This window comes from Streptomyces humicola (assembly GCF_024436035.1).
In the GTDB taxonomy this organism is placed as follows: domain Bacteria; phylum Actinomycetota; class Actinomycetes; order Streptomycetales; family Streptomycetaceae; genus Streptantibioticus_B; species Streptantibioticus_B humicola.
In genome coordinates this window covers 19,065-41,039 of the sequence record NZ_JANFNG010000024.1, presented here as the reverse complement: position 1 = coordinate 41,039, position 21,975 = coordinate 19,065, and the positions used below count along the sequence as shown (strand labels likewise).

Sequence of the window (21,975 nt, the reverse complement as noted above, 5' to 3'; positions counted from 1 at the left end):
CTCCGCGCGCCTGACGTCGCCTCGTGGGGAGGGGTTCCGCGGGTCTCCCGGGTTCCCGCGTCCCCCGGGTTCGGCACGCTGTACACGGGTGCCGCGGGAGCACTCGTGACCTACGTGGCCCTCGCCGGGCCGCCGGCGTCCCAGGCGCCCACGGTGCTGCTGGTGTTCCTGGTGGCCTGGCCGGGTTCCTCGTCAACCCGGGTGTTCGTCCTCGCCGGTGACGTGCCGACTCTGGCCGGCCGCCACCAGCGTCTCGTCGATGCGGCTCCGCATCACACCGGCGCCACTGCTTTGCGTCGGCGATCGGGGCCGACTCGGCATCGAATCCATCGGCCGGGTGCCGTGGCAGCAGTCGTCTCGCTCGGCGCCGGCCTGTCGGCAGGCACCCTGCACCGCCACCACCCGACCGCCCAGGACCCGGCCGGCACGACCGCCAACTGGCAGACCCTGCCCCGGGTGTACGTCACGGACCGACGAAGCCTCGATTCCACGCCCGCCCCGGTTCACGTGCCTGAGACCGGCGTGCGGGCTGTCGGACGGGCCCGTACGTGCATTCGCTCGCCCTGGCGGCCGAAGAGGCTCAGGACCTCGACCGGGCCCTCGCCGGTGCTGCCGAACCAGTGCGGCAGCCGGGTCTCGAACTCGGCCACCTCGCCGGGGCCCAGCACCAGGTCGTGGTCGGCCAGGATGAGACGCAGCCGCCCGGAGAGCACGTACAGCCACTCGTACCCCTCGTGGGTGCACAGCTCCGGGGTTTTGCGGCTGGCTGGCAGGACCATTTTGTAACTCTGCAGCGGACCAGGCTGGCGGGTCAGCGGCAGCACGGTGTTGCCGTTCACCCGGTGCGGCTTCAGCCGGACACGCGGATCGCCCACCTCCGGGGCGCCTACCAGCTCGTCGAGGGGCACCTGGTAGGCCTGGGTGATGGGCAGCAGCAGTTCCAGACTGGGACGGCGCTGGCCCGCCTCCAGGCGCGACAGCGTGCTCTTGGAGATTCCGGTGGCCCCCGACAGCGCGGTAAGGGTGACACCGCGGTCGGTGCGCAGCCGCTTGAGCCGGGGACCGACCTCGGAGAGGGCCTGGGCGATAGTCGGGGACTGTTCCACGCCGCCATTACACCGGCCTGTCCCGCAATTGGCAACAGCGGGTGCCGTTTTCGGACCGCGCCCGCTCCCCCGCACTCGGCGTCCTCCGAGGCACACGCCGGCACCGTCCGCCGGAGACGGGCGGACGGTGCCGTGGCGCGGCGGGGCGGTGCCGCCTACCGATGGGCGGTCGTGATGTGCCGCTCCAGCGGGGCGGAGCGCGGGTCACAGGCCGAGGGAGCGGCCGATCAGCTCCTTCATCACCTCCGTCGTACCGCCGTAGATTGTCTGCACCCGGCTGTTGGCCCACTCCCGGGAGATCGCGCTTTCCTTCAGATAGCCGTAACCGCCGTGGATCTGCAGACACCGGTTGGCGATGTCCACCTGCAACTCCGTCGTCCACCACTTCACCTTCGCGGCGTCCGTCACCGACAGCCGCTCGGCGTTGAGTTCCGTGACGCAGTGGTCCAGGAAGACCTGCGCGATGGTCAGTTCGGTGTCCATCGTCGCGAGCTGGAACCGGTTGTGCTGGAAGCTGCCGATGGCCTGGCCGAACACCTGCCGGGTCCGCGCATACTCCAGGGTGTCCGCCAGCATCCGCTCGGCCGCGCCCACCGCCACCGTCGCGATGCTCAGCCGCTCCCGGGGCAGCCCCGCCATCAGGTAGGCCAGCCCGGCGTTCTCCTTGCCGATCAGGTTCTCCGCCGGCACCCGGCAGTCGTCGAAGAACAGCTCGCAGGTGTCGCTGGCGTGCCAGCCCAGCTTCTCCATCCGCCGACCCCGGGTGAAACCCGGCGTGCCGCGCTCCACCACCAGCAGGCTGATGCCCTGGGCACCGCGCTCGGGGGCGGTCTTGGCGGCCACCACGACGACGTCGGCGTTCTCGCCGTTGGTGATGAACGTCTTCTGCCCACCCAGGACATAGGAGTCCCCGTCGCGGACCGCGGTAGTGCGGATGTCGGCGACGTTGGAGCCCGCGTCGGGCTCGCTCATCGCGATCGCCGCGATCAGCTCGCCCGAACAGAGCCCGGGCAGCCACCGCTTGCGCTGCTCGTCGGTGGTCCGCTGGGCCAGGTAGCCGGCGATGACGTCGTTGTGCGCCACGAACCCCGGCGCCGTCGCCCGGGCCCACATGATCTCCTGCGCGAACACCGCCGGGTAGCGGAAGTCGGGCTCGCCGCCCCCGCCGTACTCGGGGTCCACGCCGATGCCGAGCAGCCCCGCACTCCCGGCCTTGCGCCACACTTCGCGGTCGACGATGCCATTCCGCTCCCACTGGGCGTGGTACGGCACCACCTCCCGGGTCAGGAACTCCCGGCACGCGTCCCGGAACTGCTCGTGCTCCGCCTCGTACCGCTTGCGCGCCATGCGGTCACCTCTCCCCGGCGCCGGTGGCGTCGGCGATGATCGTCAGGGTGTCCTTGGGGTTCTGTACAGCCGCGAAGTGACCGCCCTCGATCCCCACCCGGCAGGTCTGGGCCGAGCTGTGCGCGGACCACGGCCAGACCTTCTCCGGCGGGGCATGCACATCCTCCTGGGCGGCGATCAGGGTGAGCGGGAAGTCCACTCGCAGCCCGGCGGCCTCCTGGGCGAACTCGGCCCGCACGGCATCGTCCTCCCGGAGCATCCGCAGCAGGATGCGGCTCATCGTCGGGTCGGCCAGCACCGCGGGCGGCGTCCCCCCGTCGGCGGCGGTCCGGGTGAGTAGTTCCTCGTCGGTTACGGAGGCCAGCAGCTCGCCGGGCCGCTGGAGCCGGGGCGGCACCGCCCCGGACAGCACGGCCCGTACCGGCGCCGCACCCGCCTGGCGGGCCACCGCGGCGGCCACCGCCAGGCTCATCGTCGCGCCGAAGCTGTGCCCGAAGGTCGCCCAGCGCAGGCCGGGCGTCCGCTCCCGCTCGGCCAGCAGGTCGGCCACCACCTGCTCGGCCATGGACCGCACCAGGGCGTGGAAGCCGGCAGCCTTGCGCTCCCGGCGGCGCGTCCCGCGGCCCGGCGCGTCCACGCCCCGGACCGACAGGTGCGGCTCGCCCAGCGGTTGCCAGCCCCGGTAGACCAGCGAGGTCGCCCCGGCGTGCGGAAAGCAGTAGAGCCGCACCGGGGAGCTGGATACAGGCTGCACGGTCACTCCTTCGTGCTCCGGGCCAGCTTCTCGGCCAGCATCAGGGTGGTCAGGTTGGTGGGCGCGCTGGGGATCGTCGGGAAGAGCGAGGCGTCGGCGATCCGCAGGTTTTCCGTGCCGTGCACCCGGCCCTCCTGGTCGGCGACTGCCCACGGGTCGGTCTCCGGCCCCATCCGGCACGAACCGGCCGCGTGCCAGCCGGGGTTCATGATGTGGCGGACACCGCTGCGCACCACCCCGTCGCTGGCGACCATCCGGTCGCTCCAGAACTGGGTCCGGGTCAGCCGGCTCGCCAGGCCGTCAGAGCGCAGGAAGCTCCAGGCCCGGCGCACGCCGTGGCAGAGTCGCTCCACGTCCTCGGGGTCGGTGCCGAGGCCCAGTTCGATGACGGGCGCGGCGTACGGGTCGGCGCTGTCGAGGAAGACCCGGCCCCGGGAGCGCGGGCGCATCAGCATCACCGAGGCGCCCACGACCAGCGGCCAGCCGAGGCGGTCCGCGAAGCCGGGGATGGTGTGGCTCTCCACGTTGTTGAGCAGCCCCACCTGGATGTCCACGTCGTCGTCGAAGCCGCTGCTCATCCGGGCCGCGACCTGCCGCCAGGGCAGGCCCGGCGTGCACACCCCGTCGGCTGGCTGGGACCAGATGACGACCGAGGGGTGGTCCACCAGGTCCCGGCCCACCCCGGGCAGGTCCACCACCGCGGGGGTGATGCCCAGCGCGCGGAGCAGCCCGGCGCCGCCGACGCCCGAGCGCTGGAGGATGACGGGGGTGCCGACGGCCCCAGCGCTGAGCACGACGTGCCGCGCCCGGATCGTGGTGAGCCGGCCGTCCGTCTCGGCCTCCACGCCGATGGCCCGGTTCTTCTCGAACAGCACCCGGGTGACCCGCACCCCGGTGCGCAGACGGAGGTTGGGCAGGTCGCGGGCGCCGGCGAGGAACGCGGTGGCGGCGTCCACGCGTTCGCCGTCCACCGAGTTGCCGGGGATCGGGCCGACCCCGGCCCCGTCGCCCGCGTTGAGGTCCGGCAGGTCGGCGACGCCCTGCCGGTTGCACTCCTGCCAGAACGCCGCGTCCAGTTCGTGCACCTGGTCGTGCGGGGTGCGGCGGATCGGCAGCGGGCCGCTGTCGCCGTGGAGGTGGCCGGGGAAGTCGGTGTCGTTCTCGATGTCCTTGTAGAACGGCAGCACCCGCTCCCACGACCAGTCCGGGTTGCCGTACGCCTCCCAGGCGGCGAAGTCGCGGGGCAGCCCGCGCAGGGCGATGGCGCCGTTGACGGCGGAGCCGCCGCCGACGACCTTGCCGAGCTGGTACGGGAAGCGTTCCCACAGGGCCCGGGCCGCCGTCCGGCCGCCGGCGGCTCCCGTGGCGTCCGGTTCTCCGGTACGGCCCAGGGCGCCGGCGGGGTCGGCGTCCCGGACCAGGTCCTCCAAGCGGCTGCTGGTGCGCAGGTTGGCCCGGTAGTCCCAGTTGTAGCCGGCCAGCACGAGCCGGCCGGCGTCGGCCAGGGGGTGGGCCCGGTCCCGGGGGCATGGCTGGTCGCAGCCGGCCTCCAGCAGCAGGACGTTCCCGGAGTCCCGGGCGGCGAGACGGGCGGCGGTCACGGCTCCGGCCGAGCCAGCTCCGACGATCACGTACTCCCACTCGCGGACCGCCGCGACGGGATCAGGTGTGGTGGTCACGCTGCGGACTCCTCGACGGATGCGATCAGTTCGGCGAACGATGCGATCGAGGCGTTCATGAACAGCCCTTCGACCATCTCCTGCTCCGCGTCGGCGCCGATGCCGAACTCCGCGCGCAGCAGCGCGAGCAGGCCGACGGCGTGCAGGGAGTCGCCGCCGATGTCGAAGAAGCCCTCCTCCACACCGAAGTCGCTGTGGCCGAGTTGCTGCGACCAGAGGGCGAAGAGCCGCTCCTCCAGCCGGCTGCGGGGCGCCGTGCGGCCGTCGCCGGTGTCGGAGTCGTCGTTCCACGGCATGGGAAGTGCCTTGTGGTCGATCTTCCCGTTCGCCGTCAGGGGCAGGGTTTCCAGCGTCAGGAAGCGGCTGGGCACCATGTAGCCGGGCAGCAGGGACGCCAGCGCCTCCCGCAGCGCGGCCGGGTCCGGGTCCGCCCCGGCGTCGGGCACCACGTACGCGGCGATCTGCCGCTGTCCGGTACGGGCGTGGGCGGGCGCGGTGACGAGCGCGGTGCGCACCCCCGGCTGGCGGATGAGGGCGGCCTCGATCTCGCCCAGCTCGACCCGGTAGCCATTGATCTTCACCTGGAAGTCCTCGCGGCCCAGGATCTCTATGTCGCCGCCGGGCAGGTACCGGCCGAGATCGCCGGTCCGGTAGATGCGCTCCCCGGTGACCGGGTGGATCAGGAAGCGTTCAGCGGTGCGCTCGGGGTCGCCCAGGTACCCCTGGGCCACGCCGGTTCCGCCGATGTGTATCTCGCCGGTGACCCCGACGGGGGACGGCTCGAGCCACTGGTTGAACACATGCATGGTCTGGTTGGCCAGCGGCTCGCCGTACGGGATGCTCGACCACTCCGGCCGCACGGTCTCGATCGGGTGGTGGATCGACCAGATCGAGCCCTCCGTGGCGCCGCCCAGGCTGATCACCCGCATCGCGGGGATCTTCTCCCGGATCCGAGTCGGCAGGTCCACCGGGATCCAGTCGCCGCTCAGTAGGGCCAGCCGCAGCCGGCAGCCGCGCGGGACGCCCCCGTCGCCGAGTGAGTCGATCCACATGCGCATCGGCGCGGGCACGCTGTTCCAGATGGTCACGCCGTAGCGGCTGATGAGCTGTGACCAGTGCGCGATGTCGTTGCCGCGCGCCGGGTCCGGCACGACGACGGTGCCGCCGGCGCCCAGGACGCCGAAGATGTCGTACACCGACAGGTCGAAACCGGTGGGGGCGAGTGCCATCACCCGGTCCTCCTCGCCGACGCCGAAGCGTCGGTTGATGTCCTGCACGGTGTTGGCGGCGCTCCGGTGGGTGATCATCACGCCCTTCGGTTCGCCCGTGGAGCCCGAGGTGAAGATCACGTACGCCAGGTCGTCATGGCCCTGCCGGCGCTCGGGCGCCTCGGTGGAACACTCCAGGGTGGCCTCGTCCTGCGGGGTCACCACCTGGGCGCCCTCCGGCCAGCGCAGCGCGTCACGCAGGTCCGGCTCGGTCACCACGGCCCGTACGGAACTGCGGGCCAGCAGCTTCAGCCGCCGCTCCTCGGGCAGCTCCGGGTCGATGGCCACATACGCGGCACCGGTGTGCAGCACCCCGAGCAGCGCGGAGATCTGGGCGGCTCCCGGACGCATCGACACCGCGACGATTTGGTTCGGCCCGGCACCGGGACTGAGCAGCAGCCGGTGCGCGATCCGGTGTGCGGCCTGGGTCAGTTGACGGTACGTGGTCCCCGCGCCGGGCGTGATTACCGCCACCGCGTCGGGGCGGCGCCGGGCCGCGGCGGCAACCAGCTCATGCAGCAGCGCCGACGGGATGTCCTCGGCCGTGGCGTTGGCTCGCTCCCGCTCCTCGGCCTGTGCGGACGGCAGGGGCACGATCCCGCGGGTGGCGCCCCACACCGACTCGTCGTCCACCAGCCGCTCCAGCAACGCAACGTACGCGTCGAACATGGCCTCCAGCGTCCCCTGTGGGAAGAGGCCCTCGACCGCGTTCCACTTGACGCAGAGCCTGCCGTTCACCTCCAGGATCTGGTTCTCCAGCCACACCTGCGGCGTCCGGCTGTGGTCGTGCACCAGCTCCCCGAACGACTCCAGGGCCCTGGCCTGGGGCACGCCCTCCCCGCCGCCGAGCGTGCTGGAGAAGACCACTGGCATCGACGCCCGGCCGTCGTCCCTCCGGCGTGCCAGGTCGCGCAGGACCCGGATGCCGCCGTGTGTGGAGTGCGCCAGGTCCTCCAGGAGCCGCCGCTGCAGGTCCTTCGCCCGCTGCCCGAACGTCTCCTCGGGCCGCCCGCCGACGGCGAGCAGGCCCGGCGAGAGGAAGTCGCCCATGATCTCCTCGACCTGCGGGTGCAGCCCGAGCCGGTGGAACTGGGTGACGGTCAGGGTGAACTCCTGCCGCCGCGACCAGGTCCGCACCACCTCCGCGTACGCCGCGAGCAGCATTCCCGACGGGGTCAGCCCGTGCCGGTCGGCCGCCGCCCGCAGCGTCTCCCAGCGCTCCGGGGCAAGCACCGCCCGGTGCCGTACGAACCGCGGGGTGCCGAGCTGCTCGGGCGCCGCGGCCAGCGGCAGCTCGGGCGCGGGTGGCAGCGTGTCCAGGCGGTCCGCCCAGTACGCGGCGGCCTCCCGGCCCAGGCTGTCGCCGCGCAGCTCCTCCTGCGCCAGCACGTAGTCGCGGAACGACAGCTCCAGCGGCTCCGGCCGCCACGCCGGGTCGTCGTAGTACCGGCGCCACTCCTCCAGCAGCCGGAAGAGGCTGCGCATGTCGAGGTAGAGCAGGTCCATGGCCAGGTGGAGCCGCACGCGGTCGCCGTCGAGCAGCGTGGCGCGGATGTCGAAGAGCGGTGCCCGGTCCACCGGCAGCACCTGCTCCGTCAGTTCGGCGCGGATCCGCTCCACCTCCGCCGTCTGCTCCCCGGCGGGCCGGCCGCGCAGATCCGTGGTGCGTATGAGATACGACTCCAGCTCGTCGTCGGCGAGGATCCGCTGCGTCTGGTCGGACCCGGCCACGGTGCGCAGCGCCTCGTGCCGGGCGACGACCTTCCGCAGAGCCCTGGTCAGCCCGTCCACGTCGAGACCGGGACAGTCGAACTCCAGGTAGTACTGGCTGGAGATGCCGCCCAGTTCCAGGCCCTTGTGCCGGCCGATCAGATACGCCTGCTGGATGTCGGTGAGCGGGAACGGTTCGTGACGCCGCTCCGGCTGCGGCTTGAGATCCGGCAGCCGGTCCTCGTCCAGTTGACGGTGGCCGTCACGGCCGCGCAGTTCCGCGAAGAGATCCTCCATCGACGTCCGCCCCTTTTCGTCAGATGCCCTGGCGGGCCTTCGAATTGTTTTGCGCAAACGGGACGTTAGGCAGTGGCACATACGGTCTCCATACGGTCCGGCCGAAGGGACGACCGAAGGATTTAGCCCGCGCTGGACCGCCGCTGGACTATCGGCGGACTCCCTCTGGCGGCCTCCTATCCGCCATTGACCGATGGTCGGACGGCGGCGACATCATCGGCGCATGGGAATTCAGAACTCCCCGGAGACAGCCGGGAAACGCATACTCATCGGCGCTACCGGATCGATCGCGGTGACCCGGCTTCCGGCGTATATCGAGGCGATGCGTCGGCACATCGCGGGCAGCACGTTCACGGTCCTGCTGACGCATACCGCTACATCGTTCATTCCCCCCGAGGGTCTCGCGCTCTTCGCCGAGCGGGTGGTGAGCGGGGAATCCCCGGCGGACTGGCCGACCGACAAGCCGTCCCGGCTCGCTGCCGACCACGACATCCTCTCCGTCCTGCCGGCCACCGCCCACACCCTCGCCTCGGCCGCGGCCGGCGCCGCGCCCAACCGCCTGATGACGGTGGCGCTGTCGGTGGACCACCCTGTCGTCTACTTCCCAGTGATGGGCGCCCGGATGTGGCACAAGCCAGCGGTCCAGCGGAACATCGCCCAGATCCGCGAGGACGGGGGGCTCGTCAACGAGCCTGAGTGGCACGACGGTTTCGACCCGTCCACGGCCACTGTCAGCCACCACCCCGCCCTGCCCTCGCCGGACACCGTGGCCAAGGTGATCGGCGATCTGCTCGCGGAGCGGCGCCGACCGGCGTAAGTCCCTGAACAACCGCAACGACAAGCGCACCGCCGCCTTCCCGCGCACATGCGGCAGGCGGCGGCGCGCTTGTCGTTGTTCCGCTCGCTCCGTCCCGGATACGAGAAGCGGCCCCCGGCCGGGAACGAAGAGGTTCCCGGCCGGGAGCCGCTCATGAGCGTTTTCGCTGTCAGGAAACGATGGCTGTGGCCTCGATCTCGATGAGGAAGTCGGGTTCGGCGAGTGTGGCGACTCCGATCAGGGTGGTGGGCCGGATGACGTCGGCGCCGAGCTGGGCGGCAGCGCGCTCGGCGCCCGCGGTGATATCGGCCCACTTGGGCAGCGACCAGTCCACAACGTACATGGTCAGGCGCAGGACGTCGTCGAAGGTGGCGCCGGCCGCGGCCAGACCGGTGGCTATGTTGAGGTAGGCCTGCTCGGTCTGTGCTGCCAGGTCTGCCGTTCCCACCGGTTCACCGGCGGCGGTGCGCGCGACCTGGCCGCTGAGGAACACCATCCGGCTTCCGGTGCCGACGGCCAGCTGCCGCCATCCGTCGGGCTTGGGAAGGCCTGGCGGGTCGATCGTCTCAACAGCCATTGCTCCGTCCTTTCTCGAAGGTGGCCTGCGGGCAGGCGCCGTTGTGCCTGCCCGTACGGTGATCGTGATGGTTCTGGGGGAAAGCTCGTGGCGGTGCCGTGCGGGCCCTGCGGTCAGCTGTGCTCGCGGCAGGTGGCGTAGTACTTCCGCAGGACGCTGACGAGTTCGGGGTCGAAACGGGACGCGAAGAGCAGCTCGGCCGGCGGGGTGAACTCGGGATCGAGCTCGTTGGCCCAGTTGAGGGTGGCCGGCCGCAGGTCCATTTCGATCCACTGGTGCCACTCGACGGGAATGGTCCAGTCCTGCTCGTATCCGATGCCCATCTGGTGGTCGACGAGGACGTCCACGATCTCCTCGCGGGTCCCTGCCTGGAGGGGCTGCCGTACTGGGGTGAACCGTGCCAGGTCGGCCTGGGGCTGCTCGCCCAGGATCCGGGCGGTGAAGTCCTGGGCCAGCAGCGGAGAGAGGTGCAGGCCGTCGCGGTAGGTGCCGGTCATGATCCACAGGCCCGTCATGCCGCCCTCGCCGAGCAGCGGGAAGGCGTCCATGGACACGGGGCGGTTGCCGACCTGGATCTTGGTGACATCGCTGTTCCACAGGTTGCGGCGGACCTGGCGGTGGGCGCACTGGAGGAGGAAGACCAGGTCGCGCATCTCGGCGGTGTCGCGCGGCTCCACGGAGATGACGTTGGTGGCGCCGAGGTAGACGTGGTCGTCGCCGCGAGGGAGGACGTGAAGTCCGCAGGCGAAGGAGCGGTTCGGGGTGCGGATGACGCTGTCCGGTGCGGTTCCGTCGACAGTCCTGATAAGGGAGGAGACGCCGTAGCCGCTGACGAGGCGGGGGATGCGGGGTCCGACAGGCAGGCTGTCCAGGAGTTCCTGGGTGCGCGCTCCGGCGGCCAGCATCACGTGGTCGCCACTGATCCGCTCCCCGGAGGCCAGGACGACCCCGGTCACCCGCTCGCCCTTGTGCTCGACGCGGGTCGCGGGTTCGGGGACGAGGGTGCCGCCTGCCCGGACGACAGCCGATTCCAGCCGCTCGAGGAGGGCGGCGGCGTTGACCGCGTGTTCGCCGGGTATGTGGAAGGCCTTCAGCGGGCGGGAGATCGGTTCGGCGTCCACCCAATCGAGGTCGGTGGGCTCGATGTCCTCGAAGGGTTCCGAGTAGCGGGTCAGTTCGGCACGGATGGCGTTGTAGTTGGCGTCGTCGATCTCGGCCGTGCCGATGGTGTTGAGGATGACGGTGGTGCCCTCGGCGGTCTTGACGGGGGCGCCCTCGGTCTGGTCTTCCAGCTCGGCCAGCCACTGGGGCCACAACCCGGTGGCCTGGATGCCGAGTTCCAGCTTGGCCCTGCCGTACTCGCTGGCCAGCAGGGAGGTGGTGACCTCGCCGAAAGAGCCGAGCATGGCACCGGCCGCGGCCGAGCCGGCCCAGGGGCGGTGCGGCCGGCCCAGCACGGCGACCCGCTGTCCTCGCCGGGCCAGGCCCCATGCGAGCGACAGCCCCAGGACTCCGTTTCCGGCGATGACCACATCGAAGCCGGTGCCGTCCGTCTTCCCGTTCGCGTTCATCACATTCCAATCTTCCGGGACGCTGTCGTATCGCCCAGAATCGAATTGAATCCGGTCGGAACTGGTGGCTCGGTGAGCGTCGTGCGGGGTTTTCCTTGGCCAGGCGGTACGAGGTCAGCGGCGCAGGAACTCATACATCGTGAAGTCCATGTCCACGATCCCGCGCTCGTTGGTGTGTGCCTTGACCACCGGGGAGTCACCGAAGTCCGCCGCCGGAAGTTCGACGGACTCGCTGCGGTACCGGTGGCCTTCGAAACCCGCGTCGGCGGCGGCCCGCAGCATTTTCTCCGGGTTTCCCATCGCCTCGCTGGTGCCCAGGTAGACCCGCCCCTCCGCCGCCAGATGGGGTACCACGTCACGGAAGAACCTGCGCACCAGCTCGTACCCGGGGTCGAAGACCGCCCGCTCGGTCTGGCTGCCGTAGGGGCGGTTCTCGGGCGCCTCGATGAACGGGGTGTTCCAGAAGACGACATCGAGCATCTCGGTCGGGTCCAGGGCGTCGAACAGATCGCTGTGCAGCGCCGTCACTTGGTCGGCCACCCCGTGCCGGGCGGCGTTTCGCCGGGTGTTCTCCACCGCCGCCGGGTTGATGTCCAGCGCCACCACCCGCTCGCAGCCACGCTGCGCGGCGATCACCGCGGCGATGCCCGCGCCGCAGCCCATCTCCAGGAACCGGCTGCCCTTCTCGCACGGCACCCAGGAGGCGAACAGGCCGGGGCCCGGGTCCGTGTAGGGGGGAAACACATCGGGGAGCAGGTCCCATTCCATCCCGAGCAGCGAAAACGTCGTCTGCGTCGGACGGTCCGGGCTCTGGATCTGCGCCACGACCCAGTTCCCGAGTTCGTAACCGAGCTTGTTGTCCATTCGATCCTCCCTTGGGGAAGCCGCAGAGAAATTCTGTCGAGAATTTCTCTGCGGCTCTCGTCGGTGGAATGCTGCCGGCCACGCCCAGCGGCGCCTTCGCCGCGGCTGGAATGCAGTCGGGCAAGAGGTGCGGGGAGCCGGAAGCGGGTCAGTTGTCGCCGGGCTGAGAATTCTGCGCCCGGTTACGGGCCATGGTCCGGTCTACAAGGACGGCCGGGATGGTGAGCACGGCCAGGCCGGCGCCGAGCCAGGGGATGGAGGTCAGACCGGCGCCGGCGCCGAGGGCGATTCCCGCAAGTACGGGGACGAGGCTGATGCCGAGCTGGAACATGGAGACGGCGGTGGCCCCGGCGAGGGTGGGCGCTTGGGCCGCGACGGTGAACACCCGCCCGTAGATGGCCGGGTTCAGTACGAATCCCGCGACTCCCAGGAGCAGGACCAGGGGGACGACGGCCACGGCGTACCGGGCGAGGAGTGCGAGCAGGACGGACGCGGCAAGGATCCCGGCCGCACCGATCAGGAGCGCGTGATGGGGGCGCCCGTCGGCGATCCTGCCACCGATGGACAGACCGATGAAGGCACCGATGCCGAACAGAGTCAGGATCGCGGGCACCCACACCGAAGGGATGCTGGTGATGCCGGTGAGGAAAGCCGCGAGATAGTTGTACGAGATCATGTAGGCGGCGGTGCTCAGCAGGGTTGCGGCATACACCACCCATAGCTGCGGCTGCTTCATCGTGCGCAACTCCCGCCGCACGCTGGGTTCCTCGGCCGCCCGGGTCGCGGGCACAGCGACGAGCGTCGAGACCGCGCCGACGGCGGTGAGGGCGACCACGGCCCAGAACCCGCCCTGCCAGCTGGTGAAGTGGCTCAGCAGCGTGCCGGCCGGGCCGCCGCCCACCATGGCGACGCTGAGTCCGCTGACGACCACGCCGGAGGCGCGTGCGGTGCGGTCGGGGGTGACGAGGCCGATCGCGGTGACCGCGGCGACCGCCCAGAACCCGGCATAGGCCAGGCCGCACAGAAAGCGGGTGACCAGCAACACCGTGAAGTTGTCGGTCAGCAGGCCGACCGCCACGGAGGCGGCGAAGATGGCCTGCGAGGTCACCAGCGTCGTCCGCCGCGGCCAGCGTACGGTCAGGACGGCCAGCGGCGGGCCGCCGATCACCACGCCGATGGCGAACGATGAGATCAACGCGCCGGCAGAGGACAGGGAGATCCCCAGGTCGTCGGCAATGTCCGGCAGGACCCCTGCGAGCAGGAACTCGGCGCTGCCCATCGCGAACAGGCTGAACGCGAGCAGGTAGACCCCCAGCGGCAGCCTGTCGGCGGTCTTGCGGGAAGCCGCCTGCTGCTGTTCGGTCTGGACGCTCATCGGCGGCCACCTTCGGCCTGCTCGGGACCTGTCTGCGCGGTGACGCTGTGCACCAGCCCAGGAGTGGTCAAACGCATGGGCGAACTCCTTGTTCGGATTGTTCGGGCGTGCGGATCAGGGCGGGTGCGCCGCGGCCTGCCGGGCGGTGGGAGTGCGGCGCCGCCGAACGCCCCGGCCGGCGTCCTCGTCCAGCAGGCGGCGCCGATGGCGCAGCGGCACCGGCCGGGATGCCTGTGCTGGCTCCCCGTCGCAGCCGCGTGCTGGGCAGCACCGATGCCTCGGCGATCCGCGTGATCGTGGTGATCACCACTGGCCCCCATGCTGAAACCAGGCGTGGCGGACGGACAACATTCGTTGCCGATACCGGGAACGCGGAGGCGGAATGCGCTCCGGCCGCTCCCGGGGCCGGGCCCGGCCCGCCGACGGGTAGGACAGCCGACCCCAACGGCGGGTGCCGTGAGGGGGGAGTTGGGCGGCGGACCGCGAACCACGGCCCCTATCCCTGCCTGCCGGCCGCCGGATCATTCGTCACCGGGCAGAGCCTCGCCCCAGCCCCACTTCTTGATGGTCGTACGACGCGTGGGTCCCGCGCCCGGCTGGGAGTTGGCCATGGCGCGGCGCGAGCCGAACTCGATGTAGCCGATGAACGCCGAGCGGAACTCCGCGTCGTCCGGCAGTCCCACCACGTCCATGGCCTCCAGCATCAGCTCCACCCACCGCGCCCGCTGTTCGGCTTTGATGGCCCGGCCCCGGTGCCGTGAGAGCATGTGCCGGTAACCGCCATGGTGCTCGGTGTAGCGCTCCGGACCACCGAGCACCTCGCCGAGGAAGGTCGCGACGTGCTTGGGGTGGTCGTCTGCCATGCGGGCGAAGAGCGGGGCGAGCAGTTCGTCCTTGCGGACGCGCGCGTAGAACTCCTCCGTCAGCTGTTCCAGCGCCTCGGCGCCACCAGCCCACTCGTACAGGGTGGGAACCTGATCCGTCACTGTGTCACCTTTCGCTCGGCCGTCCTGTGCGGAGAGGCGGGGCAAGTGTCTGTGCGTGCTCGGGGTCTGTCGTGAAGCGCGGTGTGTGCCGTGAAGCGCGACGTGTGTCCGTGAAGCGCGACGTGTGTCCGTGGCAAGCGGGACCTGCCGGTGCCCGGCTGCCGGGGCACGCTCAAACCGCGTACAGGTCGAAGGTCGGCGTCGGTCTGCCGCCCTGCGCGACCATGTCCAGCCGGGGATCGACCGAGAGCATCGCCTGGTGCAGCCGCTGGAGCTGTGGAGAGGGCTCCAGGCCCAGCTGCTCGATCAGCCGCCGGCGCAGTCCGCGGTACAGCTCCAGCGCCGAGGACTGCCGCCCCGAGCGGTAGAACGCGACCATGGCCTGCGAGTGCAGCCGCTCGTTGGCAGGGTGACATGCTGTCAGCTCCGCGAGTTCGGCCAGGAGTTGGCTGTGCATGCCGAGTCGCAGCTCGGCGTCGATGCGGCGCTCCGTCGCGAGCAGCCGGCTCTCCTCCAGGCGTGCCGCTTGGATCCGCAGCGCGCCTCCGGCCCGCACGTCCACCAGCGCCGGTCCCCGCCACAGCGCCAGCGCGTTGTGCAGCAGACGGGCCGCCAGCTCGCTGTCGCCGTCGGAGAAGGCGGCGTGACCGGCCTGCGCCGCCCGCTGGAACGCGAACGCGTCGATGTCCTCCTCGGCGATTCGCAGCAGATAGCCCCCGTGCCCGGTGGCCAGCAGCTCCCGAGCGCGGGCCGGGCCGTCCGGACCACCGAGGGCGGCGGCCAGGGTGCGGCGCAGCCGCAGGATGTACGTCTGAACGGTGGTGTGCGCGCTCCGCGGCGGCAGCGGACCCCACATCTCCTCGATCAGCGTGGTCACCGGCACGAGCTGCCCCGGGTGGAGGGCGAGGAGCGCCAGAATCTTCCGCTCTTTCCCCGCCGTCGGGACGGCCGAAACTGCGCCGGTCTCGGCATGCAGCGGGCCCAGAACCTGAATCTTCACGCGTCCTCCGTAACTCACGCCGTGCCGTGCCCGATTTCTTCAATTCCTCGTGGCGGCGGCCACGGAAGGAACGTAGGAGTGCGGGGGTGGGGGCCTCAATACGGTGGGACCGTAGGGCTGACCGAAGAATCTGCGCCGTACCGAGGGCGGGCATGCCGATACGGCCCCCCGGCATGAACGCCGGGTGCCATTCGTGCGGCGGGAGAAAAGGTGGCGAGAACGGCGTACGGTGGTTTCCACGGAATCCGGGCATGCCGAAGGGCACGTCCTCGGTGCGGCCGAAACAAAAAGAGGACGTGTTCTTCGGAACACCGGCGTGCGGTGAATGCCGCCGGCGTATTGCGCTACGGCGGTGCGGTCGCGGAGCCGTCCGCCGGGATGCTCAGGCGCGGGCTCCGCACAGCCGTGCGGTGTGCACGGTTACCGCCGTGAGATAGAAGGCGTCGGGCCGCCACAGGATGCCGGTGCAGGCGTCCCCGTCCACGAGTTGCTCCACCGTCAGCCGATCGGCGAGGTCGAGCTGCTCGCCGATCTCGGCGAGCAGCCGGGTCAGCCGGGTGTGCAGATACCGGCGCGCGGCCAGGCCCAACGGGGCGGGGAAGTCGATCAGGAAGGTGCGGGTGCCGGTGGGGACGAGCCCGGCTGCCGCCAGCAGGCACGGCCAGTCCTCGATCACGGAGGTGGCACCGGGCAGCCGGGCGCGCCGGGCGGCGAAACGGTCCTCCAGCGCAGCGTCCAGCCGGGCCTGGAGGCCGGGCCGCCCGATGCCGATGTCGCGAGGCAGGAAGCGCGGAGGAAGACCGCATTCGCAGACGGCGAGCAGCCCGCCCGGCCGCAGGGCGGACGCCAGGCTCCGCAGGGTCGCCTGCTGGTCGCCCAGGTGGCGGCAGACGTTGCCGGTCCAGATCACGTCGGTCGGTCCCAACCGACCGAACTCCTCGGGCCGTTCGGCCTGCAGCGTGGTCAGTCGTCCGGTCAGCCCGCGTTCTGCGGCCCTGACCCCGGCCCGTGCGAGGAGCGAGGGGGACCGATCCACGGCGACCACGTCCGCCTGCGGGAAGGCGCGGGCCAGCGCGCAGGAGGCCACTCCCGGTCCGCTGCCCACGTCCAACACCCGGCGGACCGCCGCCGTCACCCGGTCCTCGGGCCCGAGCAGGCCCCGCAGCCAGTGGGCCGCCTCCGCCAGGAAGCCGGAGTCCACTTCCGCCTCCAGTTCCAGCTCGGCGCCGAGGGCGTCACCGTCGAGGTCCTCGGTGTGATGTGTGGTCATACGGTCACCTCCGGCGCCCAGCATGTGGACGCCGCGCCTGGCGGGCAATTCTTGTTGCCGTTTCCGGAACGGCTCCGGGCCCCGGCCGCTCAGTACGCCGGCGCGGCCGCCGCCGACGGCGCGCGGCGCTCGGCCCGAGGGCGGATCAGGTCCCGGCTGAAGGTCTCCAGCAGCTGCCATCGGGCGGTGAGCGGGAAGTAGTGGCCGGGTGTCCGCACCGAACCGGGCCTCAGCGCGCCGCGGGGTGCCGCCCCGCAGCAACACCTCGTACGCTTCCGCGGCCAACTCCAGCAGGCGGAACCCCTCCTGTCGGCCCATCAGCTCCCGCGCGTACCGCCAGGCGAAGGTCCAGGTCCGGTCGTCGCGCCGGATGAGCGTGGCGCACATCAACGGCGCCTGGTCGAGCGGGAGTCCGGTGCCGGACTCCCGGGCCAGCCGCTCGGCCAGCCGGGCGTCCTGCACCTCCGTATGGGTCGCCCGCCAGTCCACGATCTGCAGGCGGAAGCGGGCCTCCGGCCGGACCGTGCGGCGCAGCCCGGCGTCCGGCAACCGGTGGAACGCCGTGCGGCACAGCGGCGTGCCGTCCAGGACGGCCTGCCAGGCCTGCTCGTACACATACGGCAGGACGCCGGTCAAGGACAGCACGAAGTGCTCGGTGCGGCCACCGCGGGGCGGGACGTGGTCCGGCCGCAGCGACAGGGCCGGGCGGACCGGTCCCAAGGGGCGAAGCTCCTCACTGATCGCGGACACGCGAGTACCGCTCCTTCCGCCAGATCTCCTCCAACAGGTCGGGGGTGAATATGCCGGGATACGCGGCGCCCGCTTTCCGCGCCGCGAGGCACCGTCACCGCCCCCGAGCCGCGCCGACCGTACCCGTGCGGTACCCACGGACATCAATACGGTCGGACCGAAGCACTGGCCGAAGGAACACGCTTGGGAACCGTCGGGCGGAAAACGGCTGTACATGTTCAATGGCCAGTCGTGCTAGCGTCTGAACGCAGCAGATGTGTACGCCGTTCACCGCTGTTCGAGGGTAGGGGGGATCACAGACGTGCCTCGCACGCCGCCTGAAGAACCCTTTCCTGCGGTGGCAGCGACGGCTCCGCCATGACCGGAAAACGCCCTTGACGGCGTGGGTTTCGTATGTTTTCAGGCCCTGGTTTTCCTGCGCCTCATTCGATTTCCTCGTCACCCAGGTCGTTCACTGTTCAGGCAGGAGGTGTGGGGGCGGTGCCCCGGGAACTGTTCGGCAGGAGCGAGGAATCGAAGATCATCACCGAGTTGCTCGACTCCGTAAGAGCCGGCGCGGGCGCGGTCGCGCTGGTGGAGGGAATCATCGGGACCGGCAAGACGTCACTCCTGCGCTGGGCCGGGGAGATCGCCCGGGAGCAGGGTATGGTCGTGCTCTCGGCCACCGCGTGCCCCACCGAACAGCGTTTTCCCCTGGGGGTCGTGCACCAGCTCCTCGGGAGGCTGCCCGAGACGGCGGAGGGATGGGAGCGCGCCTTCGCGCTGTGCGGCGCGTCCCACGGTGACGGCGAGCCGGCCGACCCCGACTACCCGCTCCTCGCGGAGCTGTGCGCATGCCTGGGCAGGGCCGCGCAGCGCACCCCGATCCTGCTGACGGTCGACTGCGTCCAGCATGCCGACCGTCAGTCCCTGCTGTGGCTGGGCTTCCTGAGTCGCCGTCTGGATAACCTCCCCGTTGTGCTGCTCGTCACCAAGCGCTGCGGCGAACCGGCGAGCGACCAGCACCTTCTGGTCGAGTTCATGGAGGGCATCCGCCCCGACCGCTATATCCATCTGCACGACCTCAGCCCGAGCGCCGCCTTCGACCTCGCCGCCGCGCTCTGCGGCCACGGCCCGGGGTCCGTGGACGCCCTGATCGCTGACAGCGGCGGTAACCCGTATCTGCTGACCGAGCAGCTACGGACCGTGCCCGCAGGCCACACCGGTCCTCCTGGCCCCACCGGGCACGGGCACCCCGCGAACGCCCTCGCGGGCCGCGGACCGGCGGACCCGCCGGATGGACGGATGCGCCTCCAGGCGGTCAAGGAGCGCGTCTTGTGCATGCTCAGGCGCCTGGACCCCAACGGCCTGGAGGTCGCCAGCGCCGCCTGCATCCTGGGCACCCCGGTGGACGCCGCCCTCCTCGCCGACCTGTGCGGCGTGCCCATGGAAGATGCCTGCCGCTGTCTCACCCGCCTCACCGAGTCGGGGCTGCTGTGCCCCCACGACCTGAAGTTCCGTCACCCCCTCCTGGCCGAGCTTCTCTACCAGAACATCCCCTGCGCCGAGCGCGCCGAACTCCACCACCTCGCCGCCCGCTGTCTGCGGCTGCGCGGCGCCCCCTGCGAAGACATCGCCACCCACCTCCTGCGCTCCCACCGCCTGGACGAGCCGTGGATGATCCGGCTGCTGCTGGACATCGCCCACGGCATGGTCGGCCACGACCCTGCGGGAGCCCGCTGCCTGATCGAGAAGGCCGTTCTGCACGGCGTACCGGCGGAGCTGGCCGCACGTGCCGAGGACCTGCGGATCCAGGCGCTCACCGGCCTCGACCTGCCCGCCTCCGCCCGCGCCCTGACCGCGCATGCCGCCGTTGCCTCCGGGCCCGCCGAGCGGACCCGCCAGGCGCTGCGGCTCTGCGACATCCTCCTCCGCCTCGACGAACCCGCACGCGCCCGCCAGGTCCTGGAAGACGCCCAGCGGGAGATCAGCGCCCGGGACCCCTCCGCCGCCGCGCGGCTGCGCCGGGGGCTCACCCACGTACGGATCCACGAGGGCACCTACCGGCCCGGGGCCGGGGACGAGGACCGGCTGGAGCGGGTGCTGCTGCTCCGTACCGCCGCCGGCGACTCGGCGCCTGCGGTACGGCGGATCGCCCACCGCATCTTGTCCGTGCCCCGCGCCCCCTCCGGCTCGCCCACCTGGTACTACGCACTCCTCGCCCTGCTCTGGGCCGGCGATGCGGACGAGGCCCAGCGGCACATGGACACCGAGGTGCGGCTCGCCCGCGCCGAGGGCACCGTGACCCGGATCGCCGAGGCCGTGGCCGTGCGCGGCCTGGTCCAGCTCCACCGCGGCCTGCTGACGGAGGCCGAGGAGGACGCCTGCCAGACAATGGACCTGCTCACCAGGATCGGCGCCGACCGCTACCACACCGGGGCGCTTGCCCGCAGCGTCCTCGTCGACGTGGCCCTGGAGAAGGACGACATCGCCGGAGCCGGCGCCCTCCTCGACGAGGCCCCGCCGCTCCCCGGCGAACAGCCCGTCACCTGGTGGCGGCTCCACCTCCTGCACAGCGCCGGGCGGGCCCTGGGACGGCTCGGCGAGGCACGGCGCGGCCTCGCCTTGATCGCCCACTGTGAGGAGGAGCTGAAACGCCGGGGCATAGTCAACCCGGCGATCCTGCCCTGGCGTTCCACCCGGGCCTCGCTCCAGATGGCACTCAGCAATGCGGCCAGCGCCCGCCGCATCGCCAAGGAGGAGGCCGAACTGGCCCGCCGCTGGAACGCCCCCTTCGCCCTGGGCCGCGCCCTGGTCGCCCAGGCCGCGGCCGGCTCGGGACGCGAAGCGCTCCAGCTCGCCGCCCAGGCCGTGGAACTCCTCGAACCGGTCCCGGCGCCGCTGCTGTTCGCCCACGCCCTGTACGCGGCGGGGCGCGCCCACCGGCGGAGCGACAAGGCCGGGCGCGCCCGCGAACTGCTCCACCGTGCCAACGAGGTCGGCATCTCGCTCGGCGCTGACGGCCTGGTGGAGGCAGTGCAGCGGGAGCTGAGGGGCGCGGGCGGCCGGCCCGACCCGCGCAAGGACTCCCCGGAGTCGCTGCTCACCCCCACCGAAAGGCAGGTCTCCGAACTCGCCTCGCGCGGTATGAGCAACCGCAGCATCGCCCAGCTGCTGAAGGTGAGCCTGCGCAACGTCGAGTCCCATCTCACGCACTCATACCGGAAGTTGCGTATCAGCGGTCGGCACGAGCTCGCCAAGTTCTTTCGACCCGAGGAGGAGCCCGCCCAAGCCGCGGTGCTGATCCACCAGCACCAGGCCACGCTCACCCAGCTGCAGCAGCTGCGGACGGGGTGACGGGCGGCGCCTCGTCGGCCGCCGTCCCGCCGCGGGGCGCCGACCTCTGGCTTCGTCGCAGGCAGTCGGTCAGGCGGGCTCGGCGGTGCTTCCACATACCACAAGGCACAGCGGGAGAACGACCTTTCGAGGCTACGGCGAGGTCTTCTACGGTCTGGCGGAGGAGGCGCACCACCATGCAGTGTGCAGCTGCAGGTGGGACGGACCGCAATGCCGTCCGCGACGACGACGCCGAACTGGCCGCCTGCAACGCCTAGCCGCTTCTCTGCCTACACGGCAACCCCAAACCGCTCCGTGCCGCCGTGACCCCCAGCAGCCGTCGATGGGCCGCTCGTCCGCCGACGGGTCGCCCTCACCGCCAGGGGAGCCCGGCTGGATGGGTGGCTTCCGTGACGGCGGGCATGGGGCGGTTCAGCTCTCGGCGGCGTGGCGGATCGCGTCCAGGACGATGTGGGCGATGTGTTCGTCGGTGAGGGAGTATTCGATCTCGCGGGCCTTACGGTGGGCGCTGACGATCCGCGCGGCGCGCAGCACCCGCAGGTGCTGGGAGACCAGGGGTTGGCTCACCCCGAGCGCGTTGACGAGTTCGTAAACGCGCCGGTGTCCGTCGGCGAGTTCGCGCACGATCCCCAGACGGACGGGCGCAGCCAGCGCACGCAGGAGTTCACCGGCAGCCTGCAGATCGGCCAGTGGTTCATCGGGGCTTGAATCCATCGCCACATGCATAACTTAGTACATGGCAATGGAAATCGATTCGCGTTCGGTGAGTCCCGGAGGCCGCAAAGGGCGGGCCTGGGGCATCGCCCCCGGCCCGCCCTTGTCATGCCCTGTCCGTCAGTGGTCGTCCCAGTGGTCCTCGTGGCTGGCGTGGCGGTGTCCGTCGTGGATGTAGTCGACGTGGTCCTCGTGCGGCACGGCCACGTGGCCGCACCCCGCCCCGTGGCGGTGTTCGTGGTCCTGGTGGACCGCGTGTTCCCCGGATGCGCACTCGTCGACGTGGTCGCCGTGCACCCGGTGGATGTGGCTATCGTGCACGTAGTCCACGTGATCACCGTGGGGGACCGCGACGTGCCCGCAGCCCTCGCCGTGGGTGTGGGGATGGTCTTCGTGGGTGCGGTGCAGCGTTGCGGCAGACATCGGGGACTCCCTCTCGTGGTGCCACACCTGCCGGAAGACGTACATCAACAGCGGCACGGCTGTTCACTGCGCGTACAGGCGTCAGCATATAGCTATATCTGCATGTGTTGGCAAGTGTGACGTGCGGGACT

Annotated in this window: 16 protein-coding genes; 2 read left to right on the top strand and 14 right to left on the bottom strand. The window is 71.2% G+C overall.

What is annotated here, in order from left to right; all coding sequences use genetic code 11:
• Positions 1 to 503: 503 nt before the first annotated feature.
• From NGB36_RS24510 to NGB36_RS24490, 5 genes are all read right to left on the bottom strand, one after another.
• A complete protein-coding gene (locus tag NGB36_RS24510) occupies positions 504 to 1,106 on the bottom strand; it encodes a helix-turn-helix domain-containing protein (RefSeq protein WP_255922640.1) in 603 nt (200 codons plus the stop codon).
• A gap of 204 nt (positions 1,107 to 1,310) precedes the next feature.
• Positions 1,311 to 2,453 (bottom strand): acyl-CoA dehydrogenase family protein, encoded by a 1,143-nt coding sequence (locus tag NGB36_RS24505; RefSeq protein ID WP_255922639.1) that lies wholly within the window; start codon positions 2,451 to 2,453, stop codon positions 1,311 to 1,313.
• A gap of 4 nt (positions 2,454 to 2,457) precedes the next feature.
• Entirely contained in the window at positions 2,458 to 3,207 is a 750-nt protein-coding gene (locus tag NGB36_RS24500; RefSeq protein ID WP_255922637.1) for a thioesterase II family protein, read from the bottom strand.
• Between the two features lie 2 nt (positions 3,208 to 3,209).
• The gene (locus NGB36_RS33490; RefSeq protein ID WP_255922635.1) at positions 3,210 to 4,886 is read right to left on the bottom strand and encodes a GMC family oxidoreductase; all 1,677 of its coding nucleotides are present in this window, start codon (positions 4,884 to 4,886) and stop codon (positions 3,210 to 3,212) included.
• Positions 4,883 to 8,161, bottom strand: coding sequence for a non-ribosomal peptide synthetase (locus NGB36_RS24490; RefSeq protein WP_255922634.1), 3,279 nt, complete (start codon positions 8,159 to 8,161; stop codon positions 4,883 to 4,885). The genes NGB36_RS33490 and NGB36_RS24490 overlap by 4 nt, the downstream gene beginning before the upstream one ends.
• Before the next feature lie 223 nt (positions 8,162 to 8,384).
• Between NGB36_RS24490 and NGB36_RS24485 the strand changes: the two genes are divergently transcribed.
• Positions 8,385 to 8,978 carry a flavoprotein gene (locus NGB36_RS24485; protein ID WP_255922633.1) on the top strand — a complete coding sequence of 198 codons (594 nt, stop codon included), beginning with the start codon at positions 8,385 to 8,387 and terminating at the stop codon, positions 8,976 to 8,978.
• Between the two features lie 169 nt (positions 8,979 to 9,147).
• Here NGB36_RS24485 and NGB36_RS24480 read toward each other — a convergent pair whose 3' ends face one another.
• The 7 genes from NGB36_RS24480 to NGB36_RS33485 all read right to left on the bottom strand — a co-directional run bounded on the left by NGB36_RS24480 (position 9,148) and on the right by NGB36_RS33485 (position 17,371).
• Positions 9,148 to 9,555: a RidA family protein gene (locus NGB36_RS24480; protein WP_255922632.1), complete on the bottom strand. Its 408-nt coding sequence runs from the start codon at positions 9,553 to 9,555 to the stop codon at positions 9,148 to 9,150.
• Between the two features lie 113 nt (positions 9,556 to 9,668).
• On the bottom strand, positions 9,669 to 11,126 hold the full coding sequence (locus NGB36_RS24475; RefSeq protein ID WP_255922692.1) for an NAD(P)/FAD-dependent oxidoreductase: 1,458 nt from the start codon (positions 11,124 to 11,126) through the stop codon (positions 9,669 to 9,671).
• A gap of 114 nt (positions 11,127 to 11,240) precedes the next feature.
• The gene (locus NGB36_RS24470; RefSeq protein WP_255922630.1) at positions 11,241 to 11,990 is read right to left on the bottom strand and encodes a methyltransferase; all 750 of its coding nucleotides are present in this window, start codon (positions 11,988 to 11,990) and stop codon (positions 11,241 to 11,243) included.
• Between the two features lie 148 nt (positions 11,991 to 12,138).
• On the bottom strand, positions 12,139 to 13,365 hold the full coding sequence (locus NGB36_RS24465) for an MFS transporter (RefSeq protein ID WP_255922628.1): 1,227 nt from the start codon (positions 13,363 to 13,365) through the stop codon (positions 12,139 to 12,141).
• Between the two features lie 521 nt (positions 13,366 to 13,886).
• On the bottom strand, positions 13,887 to 14,351 hold the full coding sequence (locus NGB36_RS24460) for a group II truncated hemoglobin (protein ID WP_255922627.1): 465 nt from the start codon (positions 14,349 to 14,351) through the stop codon (positions 13,887 to 13,889).
• A 172-nt stretch (positions 14,352 to 14,523) separates the two neighbouring features.
• A complete protein-coding gene (locus NGB36_RS24455) occupies positions 14,524 to 15,351 on the bottom strand; it encodes an AfsR/SARP family transcriptional regulator (protein WP_255922625.1) in 828 nt (275 codons plus the stop codon).
• A 382-nt stretch (positions 15,352 to 15,733) separates the two neighbouring features.
• Complete coding sequence (locus NGB36_RS33485; protein WP_255922623.1) at positions 15,734 to 17,371, bottom strand: methyltransferase; 1,638 nt, start codon at positions 17,369 to 17,371, stop codon at positions 15,734 to 15,736.
• A gap of 480 nt (positions 17,372 to 17,851) precedes the next feature.
• Between NGB36_RS33485 and NGB36_RS24445 the strand changes: the two genes are divergently transcribed.
• Positions 17,852 to 20,707, top strand: a complete 2,856-nt coding sequence (locus tag NGB36_RS24445) for a helix-turn-helix transcriptional regulator (protein ID WP_255922621.1) — start codon at positions 17,852 to 17,854, stop codon at positions 20,705 to 20,707.
• 411 nt (positions 20,708 to 21,118) lie between these two features.
• Here the strand turns inward: NGB36_RS24445 and NGB36_RS24440 are convergent, their stop codons facing one another.
• Positions 21,119 to 21,421, bottom strand: a complete 303-nt coding sequence (locus NGB36_RS24440; RefSeq protein WP_255922691.1) for an ArsR/SmtB family transcription factor — start codon at positions 21,419 to 21,421, stop codon at positions 21,119 to 21,121.
• Positions 21,422 to 21,541: 120 nt separating this feature from the next.
• Positions 21,542 to 21,844 (bottom strand): hypothetical protein, encoded by a 303-nt coding sequence (locus NGB36_RS24435; RefSeq protein WP_255922619.1) that lies wholly within the window; start codon positions 21,842 to 21,844, stop codon positions 21,542 to 21,544.
• Positions 21,845 to 21,975: the final 131 nt, after the last annotated feature.

What these genes read in the sequence shown, in the direction of transcription:
- NGB36_RS24465 (WP_255922628.1), bottom strand. Translation starts at nt 13,365, where the DNA reads ATGAGCGTCCAGACCGAACAGCAGCAGGCGGCTTCCCGCAAGACCGCC.
- NGB36_RS24505 (WP_255922639.1), bottom strand. Translation starts at nt 2,453, where the DNA reads ATGGCGCGCAAGCGGTACGAGGCGGAGCACGAGCAGTTCCGGGACGCG.
- NGB36_RS24470 (WP_255922630.1), bottom strand. Translation starts at nt 11,990, where the DNA reads ATGGACAACAAGCTCGGTTACGAACTCGGGAACTGGGTCGTGGCGCAG.
- NGB36_RS24475 (WP_255922692.1), bottom strand. Translation starts at nt 11,126, where the DNA reads ATGAACGCGAACGGGAAGACGGACGGCACCGGCTTCGATGTGGTCATC.
- NGB36_RS24490 (WP_255922634.1), bottom strand. Translation starts at nt 8,161, where the DNA reads ATGGAGGATCTCTTCGCGGAACTGCGCGGCCGTGACGGCCACCGTCAA.
- NGB36_RS24435 (WP_255922619.1), bottom strand. Translation starts at nt 21,844, where the DNA reads ATGTCTGCCGCAACGCTGCACCGCACCCACGAAGACCATCCCCACACC.
- NGB36_RS24485 (WP_255922633.1), top strand. Translation starts at nt 8,385, where the DNA reads ATGGGAATTCAGAACTCCCCGGAGACAGCCGGGAAACGCATACTCATC.
- NGB36_RS24480 (WP_255922632.1), bottom strand. Translation starts at nt 9,555, where the DNA reads ATGGCTGTTGAGACGATCGACCCGCCAGGCCTTCCCAAGCCCGACGGA.
- NGB36_RS24440 (WP_255922691.1), bottom strand. Translation starts at nt 21,421, where the DNA reads ATGGATTCAAGCCCCGATGAACCACTGGCCGATCTGCAGGCTGCCGGT.